This is a genomic window from Massilia rhizosphaerae (genome assembly GCF_016093545.1).
In the GTDB taxonomy this organism is placed as follows: Bacteria; Pseudomonadota; Gammaproteobacteria; order Burkholderiales; family Burkholderiaceae_D; genus Telluria; species Telluria rhizosphaerae.
Genome location: NZ_JADKYX010000008.1, coordinates 217191 through 236163, shown reverse-complemented (window position 1 = coordinate 236163; position 18973 = coordinate 217191). Strand labels below are relative to the sequence as shown.

Sequence of the window (18973 nt, the reverse complement as noted above, 5' to 3'; positions counted from 1 at the left end):
CGAACAGAATACGATAGGAACACACATGGGTAAGATCACCGGCTTCATGGAATTTCAGCGCCAGGAAGAAGACCACCTGGAACCCGCTGCCCGCCTCAAGAACTACAAGGAATTCTCGATCACCTTGACCGACGCGCAGGCGAAGGTGCAAGGCGCGCGCTGCATGGATTGCGGCATCCCGTTCTGCAACACCGGCTGCCCCGTCAACAACCAGATCCCCGACTGGAACGACCTGGTCTACCACGGCAATTACCGCAACGCCGTCGACAACCTGCACTCGACGAACAACTTCCCGGAAGTCACGGGCCGCATCTGCCCGGCACCGTGCGAAGCCGCCTGCACGCTGGGCATCAACAACGAGCCGGTCGGCATCAAGTCGATCGAGCGCAAGATCGCCGACGCCGGCTGGGAACACGGCTGGATCGTGCCGCAACCGGCCGCCGTCAAGACCGGTAAAAAGGTCGCGATCATCGGTTCCGGCCCCGCGGGCCTGGCCGCCGCCCAGCAGCTGGCGCGCGCCGGCCACGACGTGACGGTGTTCGAGAAGAACGACCGCGTCGGCGGCCTGCTGCGCTACGGCATCCCCGACTTCAAGATGGAGAAGGGCCTGATCGACCGCCGCGTCGAACAGATGAAGGCGGAAGGCGTAACGTTCCGCACCAGCGTCCTGATCGGCAAGGATTTCCCGACGACCGTCAGCAACATGGCGCGCGAAACCATCTTCCCGGAAGACCTCGTCAAGGACTACGACGCCGTCGTCATGGCCGGCGGCGCCGAGGCACCGCGCGACCTGCCGGTCCCGGGCCGCGACCTGAAGGGCGTGCACTTCGCGATGGACTTCCTGCCGCAGCAGAACCGCGTGAATGCCGGCGACAAGGTCAAGGACCAGATCAAGGCCACGGGCAAGCACGTGATCGTGATCGGCGGCGGCGACACCGGCTCCGACTGCGTGGGCACGTCGAACCGCCACGGCGCCACGTCGGTGACGCAGTTCGAACTGATGCCGATGCCGCCGGAGCACGAGAACAAGCCGCTCGTGTGGCCGTACTGGCCGACCAAGCTGCGCACCTCGTCGTCGCACGAAGAAGGCTGCGAGCGCGACTTCGCCGTCGCCACCAAGCGCTTCGAAGGCAAGGGCGGCAAGGTCGACAAGGTCATCGCCTGCCGCGTCGAGTGGAAAGACGGCAAGATGACGGAAGTGGCCGGTTCGGAATTCGAACTGAAGGCCGACCTCGTGCTGCTGGCGATGGGCTTTGTGTCGCCGGTGCAGCAGGTGCTGGACGCGTTCGGCGTGCAAAAGGATGCCCGCGGCAACGCGCGCGCCACGACGGACGGCGACGTGTGCTACCAGACGTCGGTGCCGAAAGTGTTTACTGCCGGCGACATGCGCCGCGGTCAATCGCTCGTCGTGTGGGCGATCCGCGAAGGCCGCCAGTGCGCGCGCGCCGTCGATGAATTCCTGATGGGGGCGTCGGTGCTGCCGCGCTGATCGGCCAGCCTTCCAGAATAAAAAAAAGGCCCGGGTGAACAGCCCGGGCCTTTTTTTAGGTTCATCACGCTTTGCCGGGGAACGCATCCTTGATTTTAAGGAAGAAGTAGGATGCGTCCCGAAATCCGTAGGCCATGCGCTTGATGACTTTGATGCGATTGTTGACGCCCTCCAGGATTGATGAGTTCATCGGATAGATGGCCGAAGCCAGGATGCCGCGCCGATATTTGGCCAAGCGTTTGGCAAACTGGATTACTGGTGCGATCTGGCTTTGCAAGGCAAGCTTGAGCCAGGCTTTCCATCGACGAGCACCTTCCCGAACCGATGGTGCATATCAAATCTCTTTCAGCTCGGTCTTGAGCAGGTAGACGGTGGACAAGGGCAGGTTGGCTGCCAGCAGCTCTTCGAGCTTGACGGCCTGTTCGGCCCTGAGGTTGTCGCGGTTGCGCAGTAATAGCCAGCGACTGCGCTTGATGACCTGTCGGGCCTTTGGTTCGGCACGCAAGGTATTCGCTTGGTCAACGCGCACCCGGTCGACCACTTCGCGGCCAAAGCGGGCTACCACGTGAAACAGGTCTTAGACAACTTCCGCGTTTGGACATTGCTGGCGAACTTCGAGATCCATCGCCGTGTTCATGTCCATGGCAACGGCTTCGATTCGCCGGCAGCCTTCCTCTCCCAGCATCTCGAAGAATGGCCGGATCGCTTCCCGGCTGTTTCCTTCTCCAACCCACAGCACCCGCATTTGCTCAGCATCCAAGGCGACAGTGGCGTACCGATGTCCCTTGTGCAACGCGAATTCGTCCATGACCAGGCGCCGTACGCCTTGCGCCGAGAAGTCGCCATGTAGGTGTTTCAAGCGCCGGTGATCGATGTCCTTGATGGTATGCCAGTGCAGGCCCGTTAGCCGGGCTATATGGGCAATGGGAAGCAACTGCGCCAACGCCTCGACCCAGAGGCGCACGCGGTGCGTGATGCGCGCCCGGCGGTCGAGCCAAACAATATGCTCGGCCACCCGTGCATTGCAGTGATGGCAGTCCAGTCGCCGCACCGGCACATCAAGCCAGACACGCCTGTCCAAAACATCGCGATCGCGCACCTTGTGCCGTCGGCGCTCATGTATCAGGGCGCAAGGCTGGCGGCACGCTCCGCACACAGCGTCACTCGCCGGGCAGGTATCGAGAACGATTAATAGCGAGCCGTCTTCTTGTTCCTGGACGGCGTCGACAATATGGCCTTCCCAAAACGGGAGAGAGGACATAGCATTGAGCATGGCGGTGGTTTGATAGATTGACTTGTTTGGCGACTATCAATCTACCAACATCAGACCTCCGCCACCACCTCCCGCTCAGATCGTCAACCCCGTCTTCCCCCATTCCCTGCGAAGAACCTTTTTTTATATGGTGCGTTGCCTGTATGATAAATAGGGAATGTCGGAGAAATCAAATGTCCGGGTGGTTCATGTGGTTCGGCTGCGCGCTGATCGGCATCCGGCTCATTCCCACGTTGAGCGACTTTCTTCCCATAGACATGTGGGATTGGCTGATGGGCCGAACGCATGCCGGTTATTACCCGGGTCATCCCTATAGAAACCGGCACGGGATATTCGGGCGATCCATTCGTCGGGATCGGATTTGTCGTGCTGATTGCAGGGCTGATCTTGAGGCGCTACGGCCGGTAGCGGGATTTGCGCGTTCCTGTATTTTCGTGGGCAACAATTTTGCCACTGCGTTCCCAGTAGTTTTCCCTTTCCCTCTTCGCTTTCGGTGAAATTTGGGTTGTTCCAGGCCGCTCCGACGGGGAAACCCAGCCTCGTTAATGCGTCGACCGGACGCTTGACATGAGTCCATGCCTGTTCGTCAGGGCTCGGATGCGGCGAACAGGGCGGCGGGCAAAACAGTTTGATCCGGCCCTCCAGCGCGGCGACGTAATCGCGTACGTCCGCGCCAAGTCGGATAAATCACGAGCTGCATAAATCGATTGCGTGATATTTCGAGAGAAATACAATTTGCAATTATGGTGGAAATGCACGCGTATTATCCACGTTATGGAAATGCGCATCTGCCGGCCTTTATTGGTGGGTGGTCGCCATATGGACAAGAGCCGGGGCGATATATTTATCTGCCTGATTCGAGTAATTTTATTTCGTGCATTGGCGATTTTTGTAATGCAAGAAAATGAATTGCTGCGTATACTTTAATGCAATCTTGGCGTCTTATTCACCGGGTGCCGCAGGTGGTTTTCGGTGCCGCTTGGTCAGGTTGTATGGATGTCGGATAAAAGGCTTTCGTTGCGCTAACAATAGCGACTTCTCTCCGACATTGCACGATCCATATCACGTTGTGCCATTCCTTTTCGCTTGACGCCCGCGAATTTGTGTGCCGCGTTCCTCGGCTTTTGCATTTTTATAAACGAAATTTTTTGCCCTGCCCGATGCCAGGCCAAAGGAGTGCTGCGCCGTTCCGATACGAATGGCGGCAACGTGTCCCGGGAAAAGGACCGATGGTAGGGAATTCAAATACGCGCTTGAGAAACCTGCGGCCGGCAAGGGGAAAGTCCGATGATGGCCAAACGGCCTGAACCGCAGAAGTGATCGATGACCTGAGTGGCCGTCAAGTCCAGCCACCATTCAGTTCGCAAGCCGGACGCGACTTCGAGATCGTCGCATCGCGACGAGATCCAATCATGGATGATGAGAAATTAATGAAAAACTATCCACGCAAGTGCCACATTGCAATCGCCGTTGTTTTGATTTGCTCTATCCTTACCGCGTCCGCTCAGGAACAAAAATCTTACCCGGATCCCGCAGATCCTGCAAAGGTTCCCGAAGTTCACGTAACGGGACATCCTGAGGATTACGACCCAAACAGAGACAGAGAGGCGGGCGGCTCGCAGCCCGTTGGCTCGGAGTTGCCGGTATTGATTGCGCCTCCGGGGGGATGGTCCGCCGCCACTGGCAACTATACCTTTCCTGTCGCGGTGGACAATAGCTCAGTGGCCCCTCCGTCCTGTAGCAATGTCGTCCCCGACACCAGTCCGGTGGAGAAGCATCCGGTAGTGATCGCCACTGGTGAAAAATACAAGCTGGAACGGGATTTCGTTTCGGCGAGGACGACCGGTGTGTCGCTGGAGCGCACCTATCGAAGCAAGCCCAGGGGAGGGGGTGGGAAGCTGTTCGGGTCGAATTGGATGACGGGCTTCGAGTCCCCGGACCTGGTGGTGGGTACCGACTGGGTGAAGGTTACCGATTCGACGGGGGCGCAGTACGTCTTGAACAAAGTGCCGCCTCCGCCCGGCGGTTTCCCTGGCGGAATCGTTGTCTACAATGGTGCTTACGGCCAACTAACCTGGCACCCCGACCAAGGTGTTTACTACGATCTTCTCAAGGATGGCCAGAAGTACTACTATGACGCTCGTGGACGGATTGTCAGCATCACCACGAAAGGCGGTTCACCGCTGATCAGTTTCGGTTACGATCAGAGCGGGACATTGATTGCGGTCACCGACGGTGGTGCGCAGCAGTTGCGGTTCACCTGGTCGAATGGCCGGGTGACGCAGGTGCTCGATCCGAATGGAGGAGTATGGAAGTACGAGTACGACGCCAACAACATGCTCAAGAAGGTCACCGCCCCGGTGGATCCGGCGAGCGGCGCGCCCGCCGACTATCGGGAGTACTTCTATGAGGACACCGACCCGACGCTGCTCACCGGCATCGCGGTTAATGGCGTGCGCTACAGCACGTACCAGTACTATCCCGACAAGCGGGTCAAGGACAGCGCCCTGGCTGGGCGCAAAGAGTTCGAGACTTTCGCATATGGCACGAACGCCACGGACGGCTCGACTTACACGATCGTTACCAATGCGCTTGGCCAAACGACGACCTACACCTTCAAAGACGTCAATGGCACCAAGGTCCTGACGTCCCGGTCGCGCAGTCCGACTGCCAGCTGTCCCGCGTCGGCGGCAAAGATATTCTATGTGGGGGGGGGAGACGCTGTCGATTATGCCCTGGATTGGGAGGGCAACAAGACGCAGTACCAATTCACCAGCAACAGATCCCTGCTCAGCGTCACGACGGCGGCCGGTACGGCCAACGCGCTGACGACTTACAACAACTGGAACGGTACCACCCTCAACTCGACGGATTACCGTGACGCCAACGGCGCCACTTACCGGAGCATCAGTTACACCTATAAACGTGGGGGCCTGGAGACCGATCTCGTCGACACCGTGACCGACACCGACATGGTCAACTCGACGCACAGGAAGATTGGTTACACCTATACATTCAATGCGAACGGGATGCCGGCGACGCGCACCACGACGTACTATTTGTCGACGGGCAACGAGACGGAGACCGAGTCCTATGACATGTACGGTAACCTGACCAGCCTCACCAACCGGCTGGGACAGTCGGTGACGTACAGCGGCTACGACAACCTCGGCTATCCCGGGGCGATGGTGGACGAGAACGGCATCACCCACCTCTACGCGTACAACCCGAACAGGACGCTGAAGTCGGTGACCGACAAGTTGCCGACCGGCGACCGCACCACCACCTACACCTACGACGGCGACCGTCGGGTCACGGACATCGTGTATGCCGACGGCACGGCCGCGCGCTATCGCTACGATGCGAGCGAGCGGCTGGTACAGGTCGGCGATACCCAGAACCGCTTCCAGACGATCAACTACACGCCATCGACGCTCACCACGGTCACGACGTCCGCCCGGTTCACGCCCGGCCTGAACGGCAGCGCCCCGACGGCGGTGGCCGCCACGGATTTCACCTCGACGTCGCAAACCGACACGCTCGGCCGCACCTACACGGTCACGGGCAACAACGGCCAGACCACGAACCTGCGTTACGATGGGAACGGCAACCTGAAATCGATCAGTGACGCCAACGGCAACTCGACCACGTTCGAGTACGACGCCCAGCAGCGCCGTACGAAGGTGACGGCGCTGCCGGAGGGTAGCGTCACGCAACGGCATTTCAACGCCGCCGGCAACCTCGACTGGGTGCGCGACGCGCGCGGCCTGCAGACGAACTACACGTACAACGGCTACGGCGAACTGGCCAGCGTGAACAGCCCGGACACCGGCCTGACCTCGTACACCTATGACGACGACGGCCGCCTGTCCACCGAAACGCGCGCGAACGGCGTCGTGATCCGCTACACCTGGGACGGGCTTGGCCGGATCAGGACGCGCACCAGCGGCGCGACCGCCGAGACGTTCACCTACGACGTGGGCAGCTACGCCATCGGGCACCTGTCGAGCGTCACCGACACCAGCGGCCAGACCAGCTACGCCTACACCGCCGCCGGCGAACTTGCTTCGCAGACGACCGTGATCGCGGGCCAGACGTACACGACGAGCTGGACCTACGACGCGGCCGGACGCCGGCAGACCATGACGTACCCGTCCGGCTTGCAACTGACCTACGGGTACGACGCGGTCGGCCAGCTGAACCGGATCAGCAGCAACCTGTCCGGCACCTGGAGCACGCTGGCCGACAGCTTCCTGTACCAGCCGGTGTCGGGTATGCCGTACGCGTGGCGCTACGGGAACAACCGGCCGCGTTTGCTGACCTACGATAACGACGGCCGGCTGGCGCGGATCGACAGCACGATGGCGGTGCAGCAGATGGACATCGGCTACGACGCCGGCGACCGCATCCACACACGCTCGAACAACATCGACACGAGCAAGTCGGCCACCTATGATTACGACGGCACGTCGCGCCTGACGTCGGCCTCGCGCACGGCCGGCGGCGAATCGTTCACCTGGGACCTGGTCGGCAACCGCACGTCGAACAACAGCCCGAGCGGCAACTACAACCTGGTGATGGACACCCAGAGCAACCGGCTGAGCAGGTGGAGCACCGTCGCGAACGACCAGTACCGCAATTTCACCTACGACGTGTTCGGCAATCTCTCGTACGAGGTCAGCACGGGGAGCGTTGGATGGAGTTATCGACACGACGCCTTCAACCGCCTGGTGAGCTACACGGTTGTGCCCCCAGGGTCTGGCGGGAGCTATACCCTTGGCACTTACACCTATAACGCGTTCAACCAGCGCGTGCGCAAGGTGACGCTGCAGTACGGCACGACCAACTTCGTGTACGGACCAAGCGGGGAATTGCTGGCCGAGTCCGGCCCAACCTCTACCGACTACGTTTGGCTGAACGGCCAATTGTTCGGGATCGCGCGCGCGGGACAGTTCTACGCCAGTCACAACGACCAAGTCGGGCGGCCGGAGGTGTTGACGGACAGCGGCGGCACGCCGGTGTGGCGGGCGGATAATACGGCGTTCAACCGGACGGTCACGCTGAATACGGTGCCGTTGAATATCGGGTTTCCGGGGCAGTACTATGATGCGGAGTCGGGGCTGTGGTACAACTGGAATCGGTATTATGATGCGACGCTCGGGCGATATATCGAGAGTGATCCCATCGGCTTGGCAGGTGGCGTTAACACCTATGCATATGTCGGGGGGAACCCGATAAGCAGATTTGACCCGTATGGGTTGCGTGATGTTGATGTGTATATATGGCGCGCTGAAGGCACCACGAGTGTCGGTCATGTAATGGTCACAGAGGCAAACACCACGCAGGTGATACTTAGTCAATTTCCTAGCAATGGATTACCTATAGGGCCGAACGAGACAAAATCCTTTGCGGAGACGCTGGCCGCAGAGCGGCGGCCAGCGTCTGAGGTTTGGCGGATTAAGGTTCCCAATGACGCCGCGTTTGATGCGTCAGCAGCACGGGAGCGCGGCCTGAAGCGCTGGACAGCGATCACTTCGAATAGCTCCACCCAGTGCTCAATTGCTGCTTCAAGGGCGTTAAAAGCCGGTGGGGTTGGGCTCAATACAGTCACGACCGACACACTTATGCCGGGGTTCTTTGCAAATGCATTGCAATCGACTCCTGGGGTTGGTGTTCGACTTCGGTAGTGATATATGTCGAAAGGTTCCTGATCATGAAGGTGATTGCGGCAATATATTCACTGGTGTTGGGCGGGGTCGCACTGTGGACATGGGTTGTATACTTTCATTACAAAGGTACAGTAGGCGAGCATCTCCTTCCCGGAATTCTTTTGCAGCTCGTAACACTGCCGTCCTCTCTCCTAACGGAGTGGATAGTTGAACTGGTGCCGTGGGTTCTGAGTAGTCCAGTCGCAATTCTGTCAATAATGACTGGACTCGGCGGAATTCAGGCGGCAGTGGTTTGGTTGGTCGCTCTGCGTTTCAAGTTTCCGGGGGCTTAACGTATATGCATATGTGGATGGAAATCCGGTTAGTAGTTTCGACTTTCTTGGACTATGTGAGTGCAAAGTAAAAGCGGAACTTACGGCCGTTGGGCCAGGGCAGGCGAATGGCGATGGAGCTCTGTTCTCAGCGTATCCCAAGAGTACAGGAGGCTCTATTCGTGGCGGGACTATGGGCACTGTGGCAGTTCAGAGAGGTTTTCTCGGCCTCACTACTCGACAACTCAGGCAATATGGTACCCAAATTAGCATTACGGTTGAGGATGGTGGCGCTATTGCTGCAAATGGCGGGCCTTCAGGGGCGCTTACTGTCTCGGATTACGGGGATCAAAATATTCAGAATACTCCCGGTGTGGCGATGGATATATATCGTTTTGGCACTATGAGTGGCGCCAAGGCATTCGGTAGAAGGAAAATGGATATTGGGATTAAGGCGCCAGATGGAATAGGAGCAGTATGTCCATGAAGCTAAAAATCTTTTCTTGTGTATTTTTTTTCTTTAGTTTCATTTGTGTTTGTATGCAATCGCGGGCTTCGTGCTTGGGGGAGCGATCTGGTAAAGGTGAATTTCAATGGAGTGAAGCTAATTCCATTCGATCACGTAATGGAAGCTGGCAGTTGGAGGTACATCCTGTACTCACTAGTGATGAGAATGAATCACCTGTTGTTCTAAGACAGTGCGCAACGGATCGAAGCAAAGTTGTTTTAATTCTCGAACGTAGTGCAAGCGTTTATTTTTCATTGAGTGGTAATGAATTTATTATTATCAATCGTCCGGTGAGGAATAAATATGAGATATTGACTGGGAAGTCGGCTTATTTGTTGGCTAATGAGCGGCACTTGTTGAATAGAAGCGTGGGTACTCTAATCTATGACGCGATTTCAAAATCACTGTATCCGTCTCAGCCAGTGTTTTTTTTGCCCAAGCTTGAAAATTGGGAGAATGGTTTGATGAGATTTGTGATTAGTGGTCAAGCGGCTGTTGACGGAGCTCAAGAGATCTCAGACTATTGCTTTCAAGTTGAATATCGAGTGACCGATGGGAATGTAAATGTTAAGCCTGCAGAAGCCAAGGGTGGAATGTGTGTATTTAATCCATGAGACACTTGAGCCGGTTGCAAAACTATTTCTCTGAGCGAGACGGAATCAGAAAGGTGCGCTGTCCGAGCGCGTTTTCGTGATGCCGGACGAGTTCCTTGAGGATTATGGCGGCGGGATCATGGCCGATGTCGTGATGAGGACGTGGCGATACCGCCCACAAGACTGCGTCGATGATACCCGGTCCACTTCTCCCAGATTTTGCGGCCAAGCCGGCGTGTGGCATCCAGGATGGCGTTACGGGCCGCGGCGCCAGGACGTCGATCTTTCCACGGCTTGCATTGCGGCGCGTCGGGATAATCGCCGGCGCACCACGCCGCTCGATAGCCGCATGACAGTCCTTCGTGTCATAGGCGCCGTCGCCACTGACGCGGGCGATCATCTCGTCAGTGTCGATCTGATCGAGCAGGCATGGCAGCATCGGCGCATCGCCGGTGCCGTTGTCGGACACTTCGATGGCCCGGATTTCCAGCGTGTCCACGTCGATGCCGAGATGGACCTTGCGCCACTGACGACGGTAGTCGGTGCCATGCTTTTTGGTCTTCCATTCGCCTTCGCCCAGCATCTTGATGCCGGTGCTGTCGACCAGCAGGTGCAGTCTCGTCGTCGTCGGGTGCGCTCCGATCGTCACCGCCAAATTCTTCTGACGCCGGCTGATCGTGCTGAAGTCGGGTACTTTCCAGTCGAGGCCGGACAGTTTGAGAACGCTTTGCGCCATATCCATCGCCTGGCGCAAGGGCAGATTGAACAGCCCTTGATGGTCAGGCAGAACTGGATTGCCGCTTCGCTGTACGTCGGGCTGCGGCCGCGCTTACCGCTGGCACAGCCTTGCCAGTGCATGTCCTTGTCCAGCCAGATGAGCAGCGAGCTACGCGTCTTCAGCGCCGCATTGTATTCTTTCCAATTGGTCGTTCGGTACTTCGGCTTTGCAGGCACACTCATGCCGTCAGTTTACCCGTGCCCCGTCTTTCCCGCTGCCGGGGCGGATTTATGCAACAAAGCCCTCGTGCGCCGTGGCGGCGTCCGGTTCGATGGCGAGCGTATCGCCATCGAGCCGCGCAGCAGTCCCCAGGTCGCGGCACAGCGCCTGCATGCGCGTGTGAATCCACGTGCGCTGCGTGTGGTCGGCCGGCGCCGCGCGGCCGTGGCGGATGAAGATCGGGTGCAGCACGATGCGCTCGAGGGCGTCGTCGCCCAGGCGCACCTCGAACAAGAGTTGGTGGTCGTTGCGCAGCTCCGGGTCGACGGCGTAGTCGTCGACGAGGTCGCCGGCCGCGTACAGGATCGGACAGCCCCGGTACAGCTCGACGCCGTGGAAGACGTGGGCGCTGTGCCCGTAGACGATCTTCCAGCCTACGTCGATCGCGGCGCGGGCTAGGCGGCGCAGGTGGGCGCTCGGTGCCGTCACCATGTTCGGGCCCCAGTGCAGCGACAGGATGGGCCAGCGCACGCCGGCCGTGCGCAGGGGCGCGAGCGCGCACGCGAAGGCGTCGACGGCGGCCGCCTCGTCGTGCAGGTCCAGCCAGGCGATGCCGGGATGGTCGTCCGTCGCGGCGAAATCGTCCTGGTGGTCGCAGAACGCCGCCATCCCGACCAGCACGTCGCCGCACGGCACGACGGCCGGCGACTGCGCCCACGCGAGGTCGGGGCCGGCGCCCGTGTGGGCGATGCAGCGGGCGTCCAGGGTGCGCAGGGTGTCGGCCAGGCCCTGCACGTCGTAGTCGAGGCTGTGGTTGTTCGCCAGGCTGACGAGCCGCACGCCGGCATCGAACAGCGCCTGCCCGGCGCCGGGCAGGGCGCGGAAATAAAACGCCTTGGGGGCGCCGTGCCACTGCAGCGCGCTGTCAGTGAGCGCGCACTCCAGGTTGACGATGGCGAGATCGGCCGCGCGCAGCAGTGGGGCGACGGCGCCCAGCGGCGCGTGGATGCCGTCGCGCAGCATGACGTCGCGCACGTGGCGGCCCAGCATGGCGTCGCCGCCGAACATGAGGCGCAGGTCGGCAGTCATGTCAGTCGGGCCGGAAGTGCAGGGCGAACCAGTCGGCGGCTTGTTGCGCCACGTCGTCCAGCGCGCCCGGTTCCTCGAACAGGTGCGTGGCGCCGGGCACGATGGACAGCCGTTTCATGCAGCCCAGCTCGCCATAAGCTTGCTCGTTCAGGGCGATGACGGGCTCGTCGGCGCCGCCGACGATCAACAGGGTGGGTGCCTCGACGGCGCGAAGCGTGTCGCTGCCGGCCAGGTCGGGCCGCCCGCCGCGCGAGACGACGGCCGCGACGGGCACCGCCGGGTCGGCCGCCAGTTGCAGCGCGGCGGCGGCGCCCGTGCTCGCGCCGAACAGGCCGAGGGGCAGGGCCATCGTCGCTTCCTGCGCGCCGAGCCAGGCGGCGGCCGCGCGCAGGCGGGCCGTCAGCAGGGGAATGTCGAAACGGTTATGGTATTGCTTGTCCTCGTGCGGCGTGAGCAGGTCCAGCAGCAGGGTGCCGATGCCGGCGTCGCGCAGCACGTGCGCCACGTGGTTGTTGCGCGGGCTGAGCCGGCTGCTGCCGCTGCCGTGCGCGAACAGGACGACGCCGAGCGGATCGTGGGGCAACTCGAGCATGCCTTCCATCGCCGCCGCGCCGCTGTCGATGCGGACCAGGGCCTTCGTCGTCATTGCCGATCCTCCTTTTGATGGTTGGACCGTCGTCGCAAGCGAAGATTCGCCGCTTAATTGTTAAAAATAGCACGCTCACGCATCGTGCGACAGGCCGGCGTCGCGCCGTTCCCGGCAACCGGCACGCGCCGCGTTCGGCGGCGCTGGACGGCGGTCCATGACGGCGCATACAAGCTGGTTTCCGTATGGCATTTGTTACGGTTAGGTAATGGTTCGAAACAATGTGGCGTATGCATAATTTAGTAAAAACAAGCACTTATGCTCGAAAATATCTGACTCATTATTTAGTAATGTTGTAATATCACGTCGATAACATGGCCGGAATCGGGGCGCGTCCTGCAGGCCTTGCCGTTTCTGCACTACAATACGGGATTCTCCAAATACCCATATTCACTGTGTCCAACCTCGTCGAAATCCGCGATCTGCATTTTTCGTATGGCGATCGCCCGATCCTGCAGAACCTGAGCATGGACTTCCCGCGCGGTAAGCTGATTGCCGTCATGGGCGGCTCCGGTTCGGGCAAGACGACGGTGCTGCGCCTCATCGGCGGACAGATCAAGCCGCAGCAGGGCACCGTCGCGGTGAACGGCGAGGTCGTGAACCGGCTCGACACGGATGGCCTGTATCGCCTGCGCCGCAAGATGGGCATGCTGTTCCAGTTCGGCGCCCTGTTCACGGATTTGACGGTATTCGAGAACGTGGCGTTTCCGCTGCGCGAGCACACGGAACTGCCGGAAGAATTGATCCGCGACCTGGTCCTGATGCGCCTGAACGCCGTCGGCCTGCGCAACGCGGCCGGCCTCAAGCCGAACGAGATCTCGGGCGGCATGGCGCGCCGCGTCGCGTTGGCGCGCGCCGTCGCGCTCGATCCGGACCTGATCATGTACGACGAGCCGTTCGCCGGCCTCGATCCGATCTCGATGGGCGTGACGGCCAACCTGATCCGCAACCTGAACGACGCGCTCGGCTCGACGTCGATCGTCGTCTCGCACGACGTGAACGAGACTTTCATGATCGCCGACTATGTGTATTTCCTTTCCGCCGGCAAGATCGTCGCCGCGGGCACGCCGGACGAGATGCGCCGCTCGACCGACCCGTACGTCAAGCAGTTCGTGAACGCGGAACCGGACGGGCCCGTGCCGTTCCACTATCCAGGCAAGTCGCTGGCCGAAGACCTGGGCCTGGGGGGCAAGCGATGACCAATTTCCTGGCATTCATCGGTGCCTTCGTCCTCGACACCTTCGCCCGCATCGGCTTCGTCACGCGCTCGTTCTTCGGGCTGGCGGCCAAGGCGCCGGGCGCGCTGCGCCGGCCGGCATTGATTTCGGAACAAATCCACTTCATCGGCAATTACTCGCTGCTGATCATCACCGTGTCCGGCCTGTTCGTCGGCATGGTGCTGGGCCTGCAGGGTTATTACACGCTGAGCCAGTTCGGCGCCTCGGAAAAGCTCGGCCAGCTGGTCGCATTGTCGCTGCTGCGCGAGCTGGGGCCGGTCGTGACGGCCCTGCTGTTCGCCGGCCGCGCGGGCACGTCGCTGACGGCGGAAATCGGCCTCATGAAGGCCGGCGAGCAATTGACGGCCATGGAGATGATGGCCGTCAACCCGATCCAGCGCGTGCTGGCGCCCCGTTTCTGGGCCGGCCTGGTCGCGATGCCGGTGCTGGCCGCCGTGTTCTCCGCCATCGGCGTGATCGGCGGCTACCTGGTCGGCGTCAAGCTGATCGGCGTCGACGAGGGCGCGTTCTGGTCGCAGATGCAGGCGAACATCGACGTGCGCCGCGACATCATGAATGGCGTCATCAAGAGCTTCGTGTTCGGCATGGCCGTGACGTTCACGGCGCTGTTCCAGGGCTATGAAGCGCAGCCGACGCCGGAAGGCGTGTCGCGCGCCACCACGCGGACCGTCGTGATCGCGTCGCTGATGGTGCTGGGCCTGGACTTCGTCATGACCGCCTTGATGTTCAACAAATAATCTAGTTGGGAAAAACTTATGCATCGCAAATCCATTGACGTCTGGGTCGGCCTTTTTGTTCTGTTGGGTGCGCTATCGCTCCTATTCCTGGCGCTCAAAGCCGGTAACATGAGCACGATTTCGTTCAGCAAGACGTACTCGATCACGGGCAAGTTCGACAATATCGGCGGCCTGAAGCAGCAGTCGGCCGTCAAGAGCGCGGGCGTGGTCGTGGGCCGCGTGGGCGATATCGCGTTCGACGACAAGACCTTCCAGGCCATCGTCCGCCTGGATCTGAATCCCGCGTACAAGTTTCCGAAGGACAGCTCGCTGAAGATCCTGACCTCGGGCTTGCTGGGTGAGCAATACATCGGCATCGAAGCCGGCGGCGACACGAACAATCTCGTCGAAGGCGACCGCATCACCCGCACGCAATCGGCCGCCGTGCTCGAAGATTTGATTAATCAATTTATTTACAGCAAGGCAGCCGAAGGAAAGGACGGTGGCAAATGATGAACCGCAATGACTCCGCCGCGCCGCGCACCCGCACCGGCCTGGCGCTGACACTCGGTGCAGCCGCGTTGCTGAGCGGCTGCGCGACGACCGCGAATCCGAAAGATCCGTTCGAGAAGTTCAACCGTGCGATGTTCAGCTTCAACGACACGGTCGACCGCGTCGCCCTGAAGCCGGCCGCCACCGCCTACAAGAACGTCGCCCCCAGCTTCGTGCAAACGGGTGTGAACAATTTTTTTGGTAACTTGACGGATCTGTGGAGCTCGCTGAACAATTTCGCCCAGCTCAAGGGGCAGAACGGCATGAACGATTTCATGCGTTTTGCCGTGAACTCGACCCTGGGCCTGGCCGGCGTGCTGGACATCGCCACGCCGGCCGGCATGCGCAAGCACAACGAAGACCTCGGCCAGACCCTCGGTTATTGGGGCGTGCCGAGCGGTCCGTACTTGATGTTGCCTTTGCTGGGCCCATCTACGGTGCGTGACACCGCGGCCTTGCCGGGCGACTGGTGGGGGGATTCGTGGACCCATGTGAACGATATTCCGTGGCGCAACGGCGGCATTGCCCTGCGTGCCGTCGACCAGCGCGCCAGCGTGCTGGACGCGTCGAACCTGCTGGAAGACGCCGCCCTCGATCGCTACGAGTTCATCCGTGACGGTTACATGCAGCGCCGCAGCAGCAAGGTGCTCGACACGGACAAGGCGCAGGAGCGCGCCGACAAGGTCCACGAAAAGCTGGAAAAGGTGAAGGAAAAGGTCGAATCCAAGCTGGGCGTGCAACTGGGGCCGAAGCCGGAGCCCGAAGATGACGGGGAACTCCCCGCGCCTGCGCCCGCGGCAGGTTCGGCACCGAATAATCCGCCCGTTCCGGCGCCCGTGTCATCCGAACCGGCCCGGAAATAGTTAACTACGGTACAGCCAGGCCGTCCGCGCAGCACGCGGGACCGCCGGGCCAGACCCAACCAAGATAAAGGAAGCGTATGAAGCCCATCGCACAATTGATCGTTACCGCCGCAGCCGTGGCTGTTTCCACCAGCGTCCTGGTGGCGCCGGCCCGTGCCGCCATCGAAGCACCGGACGCCCTCGTCAAGCGCGTCAGCACCGACGTCATCGACAGCGTCAAGGCCGACAAGGACATTCAGGCCGGCAATACCAAAAAGATCATGGACCTGGTGAACGCCAAGATCCTGCCGTACGTCGACTCCGACAAGATGACCGCGCTGGCCGCCGGCCGCTTCTGGCGCCGGGCGACGCCGGAGCAGCAGAAGCAGTTGGCGGAAGAATTCCGCACGCTGCTCGTGTACACCTACGCCGGCGCGCTGTCGCAGATCAAGAACGAAACCATCGAATTCAAGCCGTTCCGCGCCGATCCGTCCGACCCGGAAGTCGAGGTGAAATCGCAGGTCAACCTGACCCGCGGCGAGCCGATCACCCTGAACTACCGCCTGTCCAAGGGCCCGCAAGGCTGGAAGATCTTCGACCTGAACGTGATGGGCGCCTGGCTGGTGGAAACCTACAAGAGCACCTTCGCCTCGGAAATCAGCAAGGGCGGCATCGACGGCCTGATCAAGAAGCTGCACGACCGCAACGAGCAGCTGGCCAACAAGCCCCTGAACAAGGCGCCGCAGAAGTAAGCATGGCGGAAGCGAACCCCATGCTCTCGCTCGAAGCCCTGACCTTCGGCAACGCCCAGGCGGCGTTGGCGCAGGGCTGCGCGGCCGTGTCCGCCGGCGAAACCGTGTTCGACCTCGGCGGCGTCAAGGCGGCCGATTCCTCGGCCCTGGCCCTGATGCTGGCATGGCAACGCCGCGCGCAGGAGCAGGGGCGCAGCCTCAAGTTCATCAACGTGCCGGCCAACGTCGATGCGTTGGCAAAGTTGTACGGCGTGGACGGGTTGTTGGGACGCGCCTGACCCGCCGGCATCCGCATCCGAAAACGCCACGGCCCGGAACGCCGTGGCGTTTTCTTCTATAATGGCCCGTTTTCCCCGTACGGTTTCGATCCCCCCGATCCCCAACGCATGACAGCAGCCATCCAGATCGACAGCGTCGAGAAAAGCTACAAGGGCTTCAAGGCCCTCAAGGGCGTTTCATTGAACATCGAGCAAGGCGAATTCTTCGGCCTGCTCGGCCCGAACGGCGCCGGCAAGACCACGTTGATTTCGACCATCGCCGGCCTCATTCGCCCGGACGTGGGCAGCGTGCGCATCCACGGCCACGACGTCGTCCGCGATTTCCGCGAGGCGCGCATGAAGCTGGGCGTCGTGCCGCAGGAACTGGTGTTCGACCCGTTCTTCACCGTGCGCGAGACGCTGCGCCTGCAATCGGGCTACTTCGGCCTGAAGAACAACGACAAATGGATCGACGAGGTCATGGAAAACCTCGACCTCACGCCCAAGGCCGACGTCAACATGCGGGCGCTGTCCGGCGGCATGAAGCGCCGCGTCCTCGTCGCCCAGGCCCTCGTGCACAAACCGCCCGTGATCGTGCTGGACGAGCCGACGGCCGGCGTCGACGTCGAACTGCGCCAGACCCTGTGGAAGTTCATCTCGCGCCTGAACCGCGAGGGCCACACGGTCGTCCTGACGACGCACTACCTGGAAGAAGCGCAGGCGATGTGCCAGCGCGTGGCCATGCTCAAGACGGGCAATGTCGTCGCGCTGGACACCATGGCGCAGCTGCTGCGTCGCGTGTCCGGTTCGTCGCTCGTCGTGCACCTGAAGCACGGGACCTTGCCGGAAGGCCTGCGCCACCTCGTCGCCCACGACGAGCACGACGAAGGCAAAGGAAATGGTAACGGCGACGGCGGCAACAAATACACCCTGCGCGTGAACGAATACAGCGAGGTGGAAGGCATCCTCGCGCGCCTGCGCGAATCCGGCGCGGAGATCGACGAGATGCAGCTGCAGCAGGCCGACCTGGAAGACATTTTTATCCAGATCATGGAAGGCGCATCTCAAGCTGGAGCAACCGTACGATGAACCTGTTCTCCGTGGGCTTCAAGACCCTGTTTTACAAGGAAATCCTGCGCTTCTGGAAGGTCGCCACGCAGACGGTCGCCGCGCCCGTCGTCAGCGCCATGCTGTACCTGCTGATCTTCGGCCACGTGCTCGAGGGCCGCGTGGAGATGCTGGATGGCGTCAACTACACGTCCTTCCTCGTGCCCGGCCTCGTGATGATGAGCGTGCTGCAGAACGCGTTCGCGAATTCCTCGTCGTCGCTGATCCAATCGAAAATCACGGGCAACCTCGTGTTCATCCTGCTGCCGCCGCTGTCGCACGTGGAGATCCTGTCGGCGTACGTGACGGCGTCCGTCGTGCGCGGCCTCGCCGTCGGCCTGGGCGTGTTCGTCATTACGGCGTGGTTCGCGCACCTGAGTTTCGTCGCCCCGCTGTGGATCGTCGGGTTCGCGCTGCTGGGCGCGGGCATCCTCGGCACGCTGGGCGTCATCGCCGGCATCTGGGCGGAAAAGTTCGACCAGCTGGCCGCATTCCAGAACTTTTTGATCACGCCAGCAACATTTTTGGCCGGCGTGTTCTATTCCATCAAGAAACTTCCGCCGTTCTGGCTTGCAGTCTCGCATTTCAACCCGTTCTTTTATATGATTGACGGGTTCCGCTATGGTTTCTTTGGCCAGTCCGACGTGTCGCCCTGGACCAGCCTGGGCATCGTCGCCATCTTCTTCGTGGCCTTGGCCGCTATCGCAATCAATCTGCTTCGCCGCGGCTACAAGCTGCGTCACTGACAAAACATGGTTACTACACCCGAACTGATTCACGGCTACCTCCAGAAAGGCCTGGAGTGCACCCACCTGGAAGTGGAGGGCGACGGCCAGCATTTCAGCGCCGTCATCGTGTCCCCCGCGTTTGCCGGCAAGAGCCGCATCCAGCGCCACCAGATCGTCTACGCCGCCCTGGGCGACCGCATGCGCGAGGAGATCCACGCCTTGTCGATGAAGACGCTCACTCCGGACGAGTACCAAGGATAACAACG

General features: G+C 60.8%; 14 protein-coding genes and 2 pseudogenes. 12 read left to right on the top strand and 4 right to left on the bottom strand.

Annotation, left to right across the window (positions count from 1 at the left end; all coding sequences use genetic code 11):
* Positions 1 to 25 precede the first annotated feature (25 nt).
* Positions 26 to 1489 carry a glutamate synthase subunit beta gene (locus tag ISF28_RS14440; RefSeq protein WP_198117876.1) on the top strand — a complete coding sequence of 488 codons (1464 nt, stop codon included), beginning with the start codon at positions 26 to 28 and terminating at the stop codon, positions 1487 to 1489.
* Positions 1490 to 1553: 64 nt separating this feature from the next.
* On the opposite strand, the pseudogene ISF28_RS30545 reads toward ISF28_RS14440, so the two are convergent.
* A pseudogene (locus tag ISF28_RS30545) lies at positions 1554 to 2750 on the bottom strand (ISL3 family transposase).
* Between the two features lie 1424 nt (positions 2751 to 4174).
* Here ISF28_RS30545 and ISF28_RS14420 point away from each other — a divergent pair.
* The gene (locus ISF28_RS14420; RefSeq protein WP_198117873.1) at positions 4175 to 8449 is read left to right on the top strand and encodes an RHS repeat-associated core domain-containing protein; all 4275 of its coding nucleotides are present in this window, start codon (positions 4175 to 4177) and stop codon (positions 8447 to 8449) included.
* A gap of 776 nt (positions 8450 to 9225) precedes the next feature.
* Positions 9226 to 9864 (top strand): hypothetical protein, encoded by a 639-nt coding sequence (locus tag ISF28_RS14415; RefSeq protein ID WP_198117872.1) that lies wholly within the window; start codon positions 9226 to 9228, stop codon positions 9862 to 9864.
* Positions 9865 to 9980: 116 nt separating this feature from the next.
* On the opposite strand, the pseudogene ISF28_RS14410 reads toward ISF28_RS14415, so the two are convergent.
* The 3 genes and pseudogenes from ISF28_RS14410 to ISF28_RS14400 form a co-directional block, all read right to left on the bottom strand.
* Positions 9981 to 10803 (bottom strand): annotated as a pseudogene (locus ISF28_RS14410) (IS5 family transposase).
* Between the two features lie 46 nt (positions 10804 to 10849).
* The gene (locus ISF28_RS14405; RefSeq protein WP_198117871.1) at positions 10850 to 11869 is read right to left on the bottom strand and encodes a CapA family protein; all 1020 of its coding nucleotides are present in this window, start codon (positions 11867 to 11869) and stop codon (positions 10850 to 10852) included.
* 1 nt (position 11870) lies between these two features.
* Entirely contained in the window at positions 11871 to 12515 is a 645-nt protein-coding gene (locus ISF28_RS14400; RefSeq protein WP_198117870.1) for a dienelactone hydrolase family protein, read from the bottom strand.
* Positions 12516 to 12910: 395 nt separating this feature from the next.
* Between ISF28_RS14400 and ISF28_RS14395 the strand changes: the two genes are divergently transcribed.
* The 9 genes from ISF28_RS14395 (at position 12911) to ISF28_RS14355 (ending at position 18968) form a co-directional block, all read left to right on the top strand.
* Positions 12911 to 13714, top strand: coding sequence for an ABC transporter ATP-binding protein (locus tag ISF28_RS14395; RefSeq protein WP_198117869.1), 804 nt, complete (start codon positions 12911 to 12913; stop codon positions 13712 to 13714).
* Positions 13711 to 14490 (top strand): lipid asymmetry maintenance ABC transporter permease subunit MlaE, encoded by a 780-nt coding sequence (mlaE, locus tag ISF28_RS14390; protein WP_198117868.1) that lies wholly within the window; start codon positions 13711 to 13713, stop codon positions 14488 to 14490. Before ISF28_RS14395 ends, mlaE begins: the two co-directional genes overlap by 4 nt.
* 18 nt (positions 14491 to 14508) lie before the next feature.
* Positions 14509 to 14982 carry an outer membrane lipid asymmetry maintenance protein MlaD gene (gene mlaD, locus ISF28_RS14385; RefSeq protein WP_198117867.1) on the top strand — a complete coding sequence of 158 codons (474 nt, stop codon included), beginning with the start codon at positions 14509 to 14511 and terminating at the stop codon, positions 14980 to 14982.
* Positions 14979 to 15884 (top strand): MlaA family lipoprotein, encoded by a 906-nt coding sequence (locus ISF28_RS14380; RefSeq protein ID WP_229519082.1) that lies wholly within the window; start codon positions 14979 to 14981, stop codon positions 15882 to 15884. The genes mlaD and ISF28_RS14380 overlap by 4 nt, the downstream gene beginning before the upstream one ends.
* Positions 15885 to 15961: 77 nt before the next feature.
* The gene (locus ISF28_RS14375) at positions 15962 to 16615 is read left to right on the top strand and encodes an MlaC/ttg2D family ABC transporter substrate-binding protein (RefSeq protein WP_198117866.1); all 654 of its coding nucleotides are present in this window, start codon (positions 15962 to 15964) and stop codon (positions 16613 to 16615) included.
* A 2-nt stretch (positions 16616 to 16617) separates the two neighbouring features.
* Entirely contained in the window at positions 16618 to 16893 is a 276-nt protein-coding gene (locus tag ISF28_RS14370; protein ID WP_198117865.1) for an STAS domain-containing protein, read from the top strand.
* A gap of 108 nt (positions 16894 to 17001) precedes the next feature.
* Complete coding sequence (locus tag ISF28_RS14365; RefSeq protein ID WP_198117864.1) at positions 17002 to 17961, top strand: ABC transporter ATP-binding protein; 960 nt, start codon at positions 17002 to 17004, stop codon at positions 17959 to 17961.
* A complete protein-coding gene (locus tag ISF28_RS14360; RefSeq protein WP_198117863.1) occupies positions 17958 to 18725 on the top strand; it encodes an ABC transporter permease in 768 nt (255 codons plus the stop codon). Before ISF28_RS14365 ends, ISF28_RS14360 begins: the two co-directional genes overlap by 4 nt.
* A gap of 6 nt (positions 18726 to 18731) precedes the next feature.
* Positions 18732 to 18968 carry a BolA family protein gene (locus ISF28_RS14355; RefSeq protein WP_198117862.1) on the top strand — a complete coding sequence of 79 codons (237 nt, stop codon included), beginning with the start codon at positions 18732 to 18734 and terminating at the stop codon, positions 18966 to 18968.
* Positions 18969 to 18973 lie beyond the last annotated feature (5 nt).

What these genes read in the sequence shown, in the direction of transcription:
- ISF28_RS14440 (WP_198117876.1), top strand. Translation starts at nt 26, where the DNA reads ATGGGTAAGATCACCGGCTTCATGGAATTTCAGCGCCAGGAAGAAGAC.
- ISF28_RS14420 (WP_198117873.1), top strand. Translation starts at nt 4,175, where the DNA reads ATGGATGATGAGAAATTAATGAAAAACTATCCACGCAAGTGCCACATT.
- ISF28_RS14415 (WP_198117872.1), top strand. Translation starts at nt 9,226, where the DNA reads ATGAAGCTAAAAATCTTTTCTTGTGTATTTTTTTTCTTTAGTTTCATT.
- ISF28_RS14405 (WP_198117871.1), bottom strand. Translation starts at nt 11,869, where the DNA reads ATGACTGCCGACCTGCGCCTCATGTTCGGCGGCGACGCCATGCTGGGC.
- ISF28_RS14400 (WP_198117870.1), bottom strand. Translation starts at nt 12,515, where the DNA reads ATGACGACGAAGGCCCTGGTCCGCATCGACAGCGGCGCGGCGGCGATG.
- mlaE (WP_198117868.1), top strand. Translation starts at nt 13,711, where the DNA reads ATGACCAATTTCCTGGCATTCATCGGTGCCTTCGTCCTCGACACCTTC.
- mlaD (WP_198117867.1), top strand. Translation starts at nt 14,509, where the DNA reads ATGCATCGCAAATCCATTGACGTCTGGGTCGGCCTTTTTGTTCTGTTG.
- ISF28_RS14380 (WP_229519082.1), top strand. Translation starts at nt 14,979, where the DNA reads ATGATGAACCGCAATGACTCCGCCGCGCCGCGCACCCGCACCGGCCTG.
- ISF28_RS14375 (WP_198117866.1), top strand. Translation starts at nt 15,962, where the DNA reads ATGAAGCCCATCGCACAATTGATCGTTACCGCCGCAGCCGTGGCTGTT.
- ISF28_RS14370 (WP_198117865.1), top strand. Translation starts at nt 16,618, where the DNA reads ATGGCGGAAGCGAACCCCATGCTCTCGCTCGAAGCCCTGACCTTCGGC.
- ISF28_RS14365 (WP_198117864.1), top strand. Translation starts at nt 17,002, where the DNA reads ATGACAGCAGCCATCCAGATCGACAGCGTCGAGAAAAGCTACAAGGGC.
- ISF28_RS14360 (WP_198117863.1), top strand. Translation starts at nt 17,958, where the DNA reads ATGAACCTGTTCTCCGTGGGCTTCAAGACCCTGTTTTACAAGGAAATC.
- ISF28_RS14355 (WP_198117862.1), top strand. Translation starts at nt 18,732, where the DNA reads ATGGTTACTACACCCGAACTGATTCACGGCTACCTCCAGAAAGGCCTG.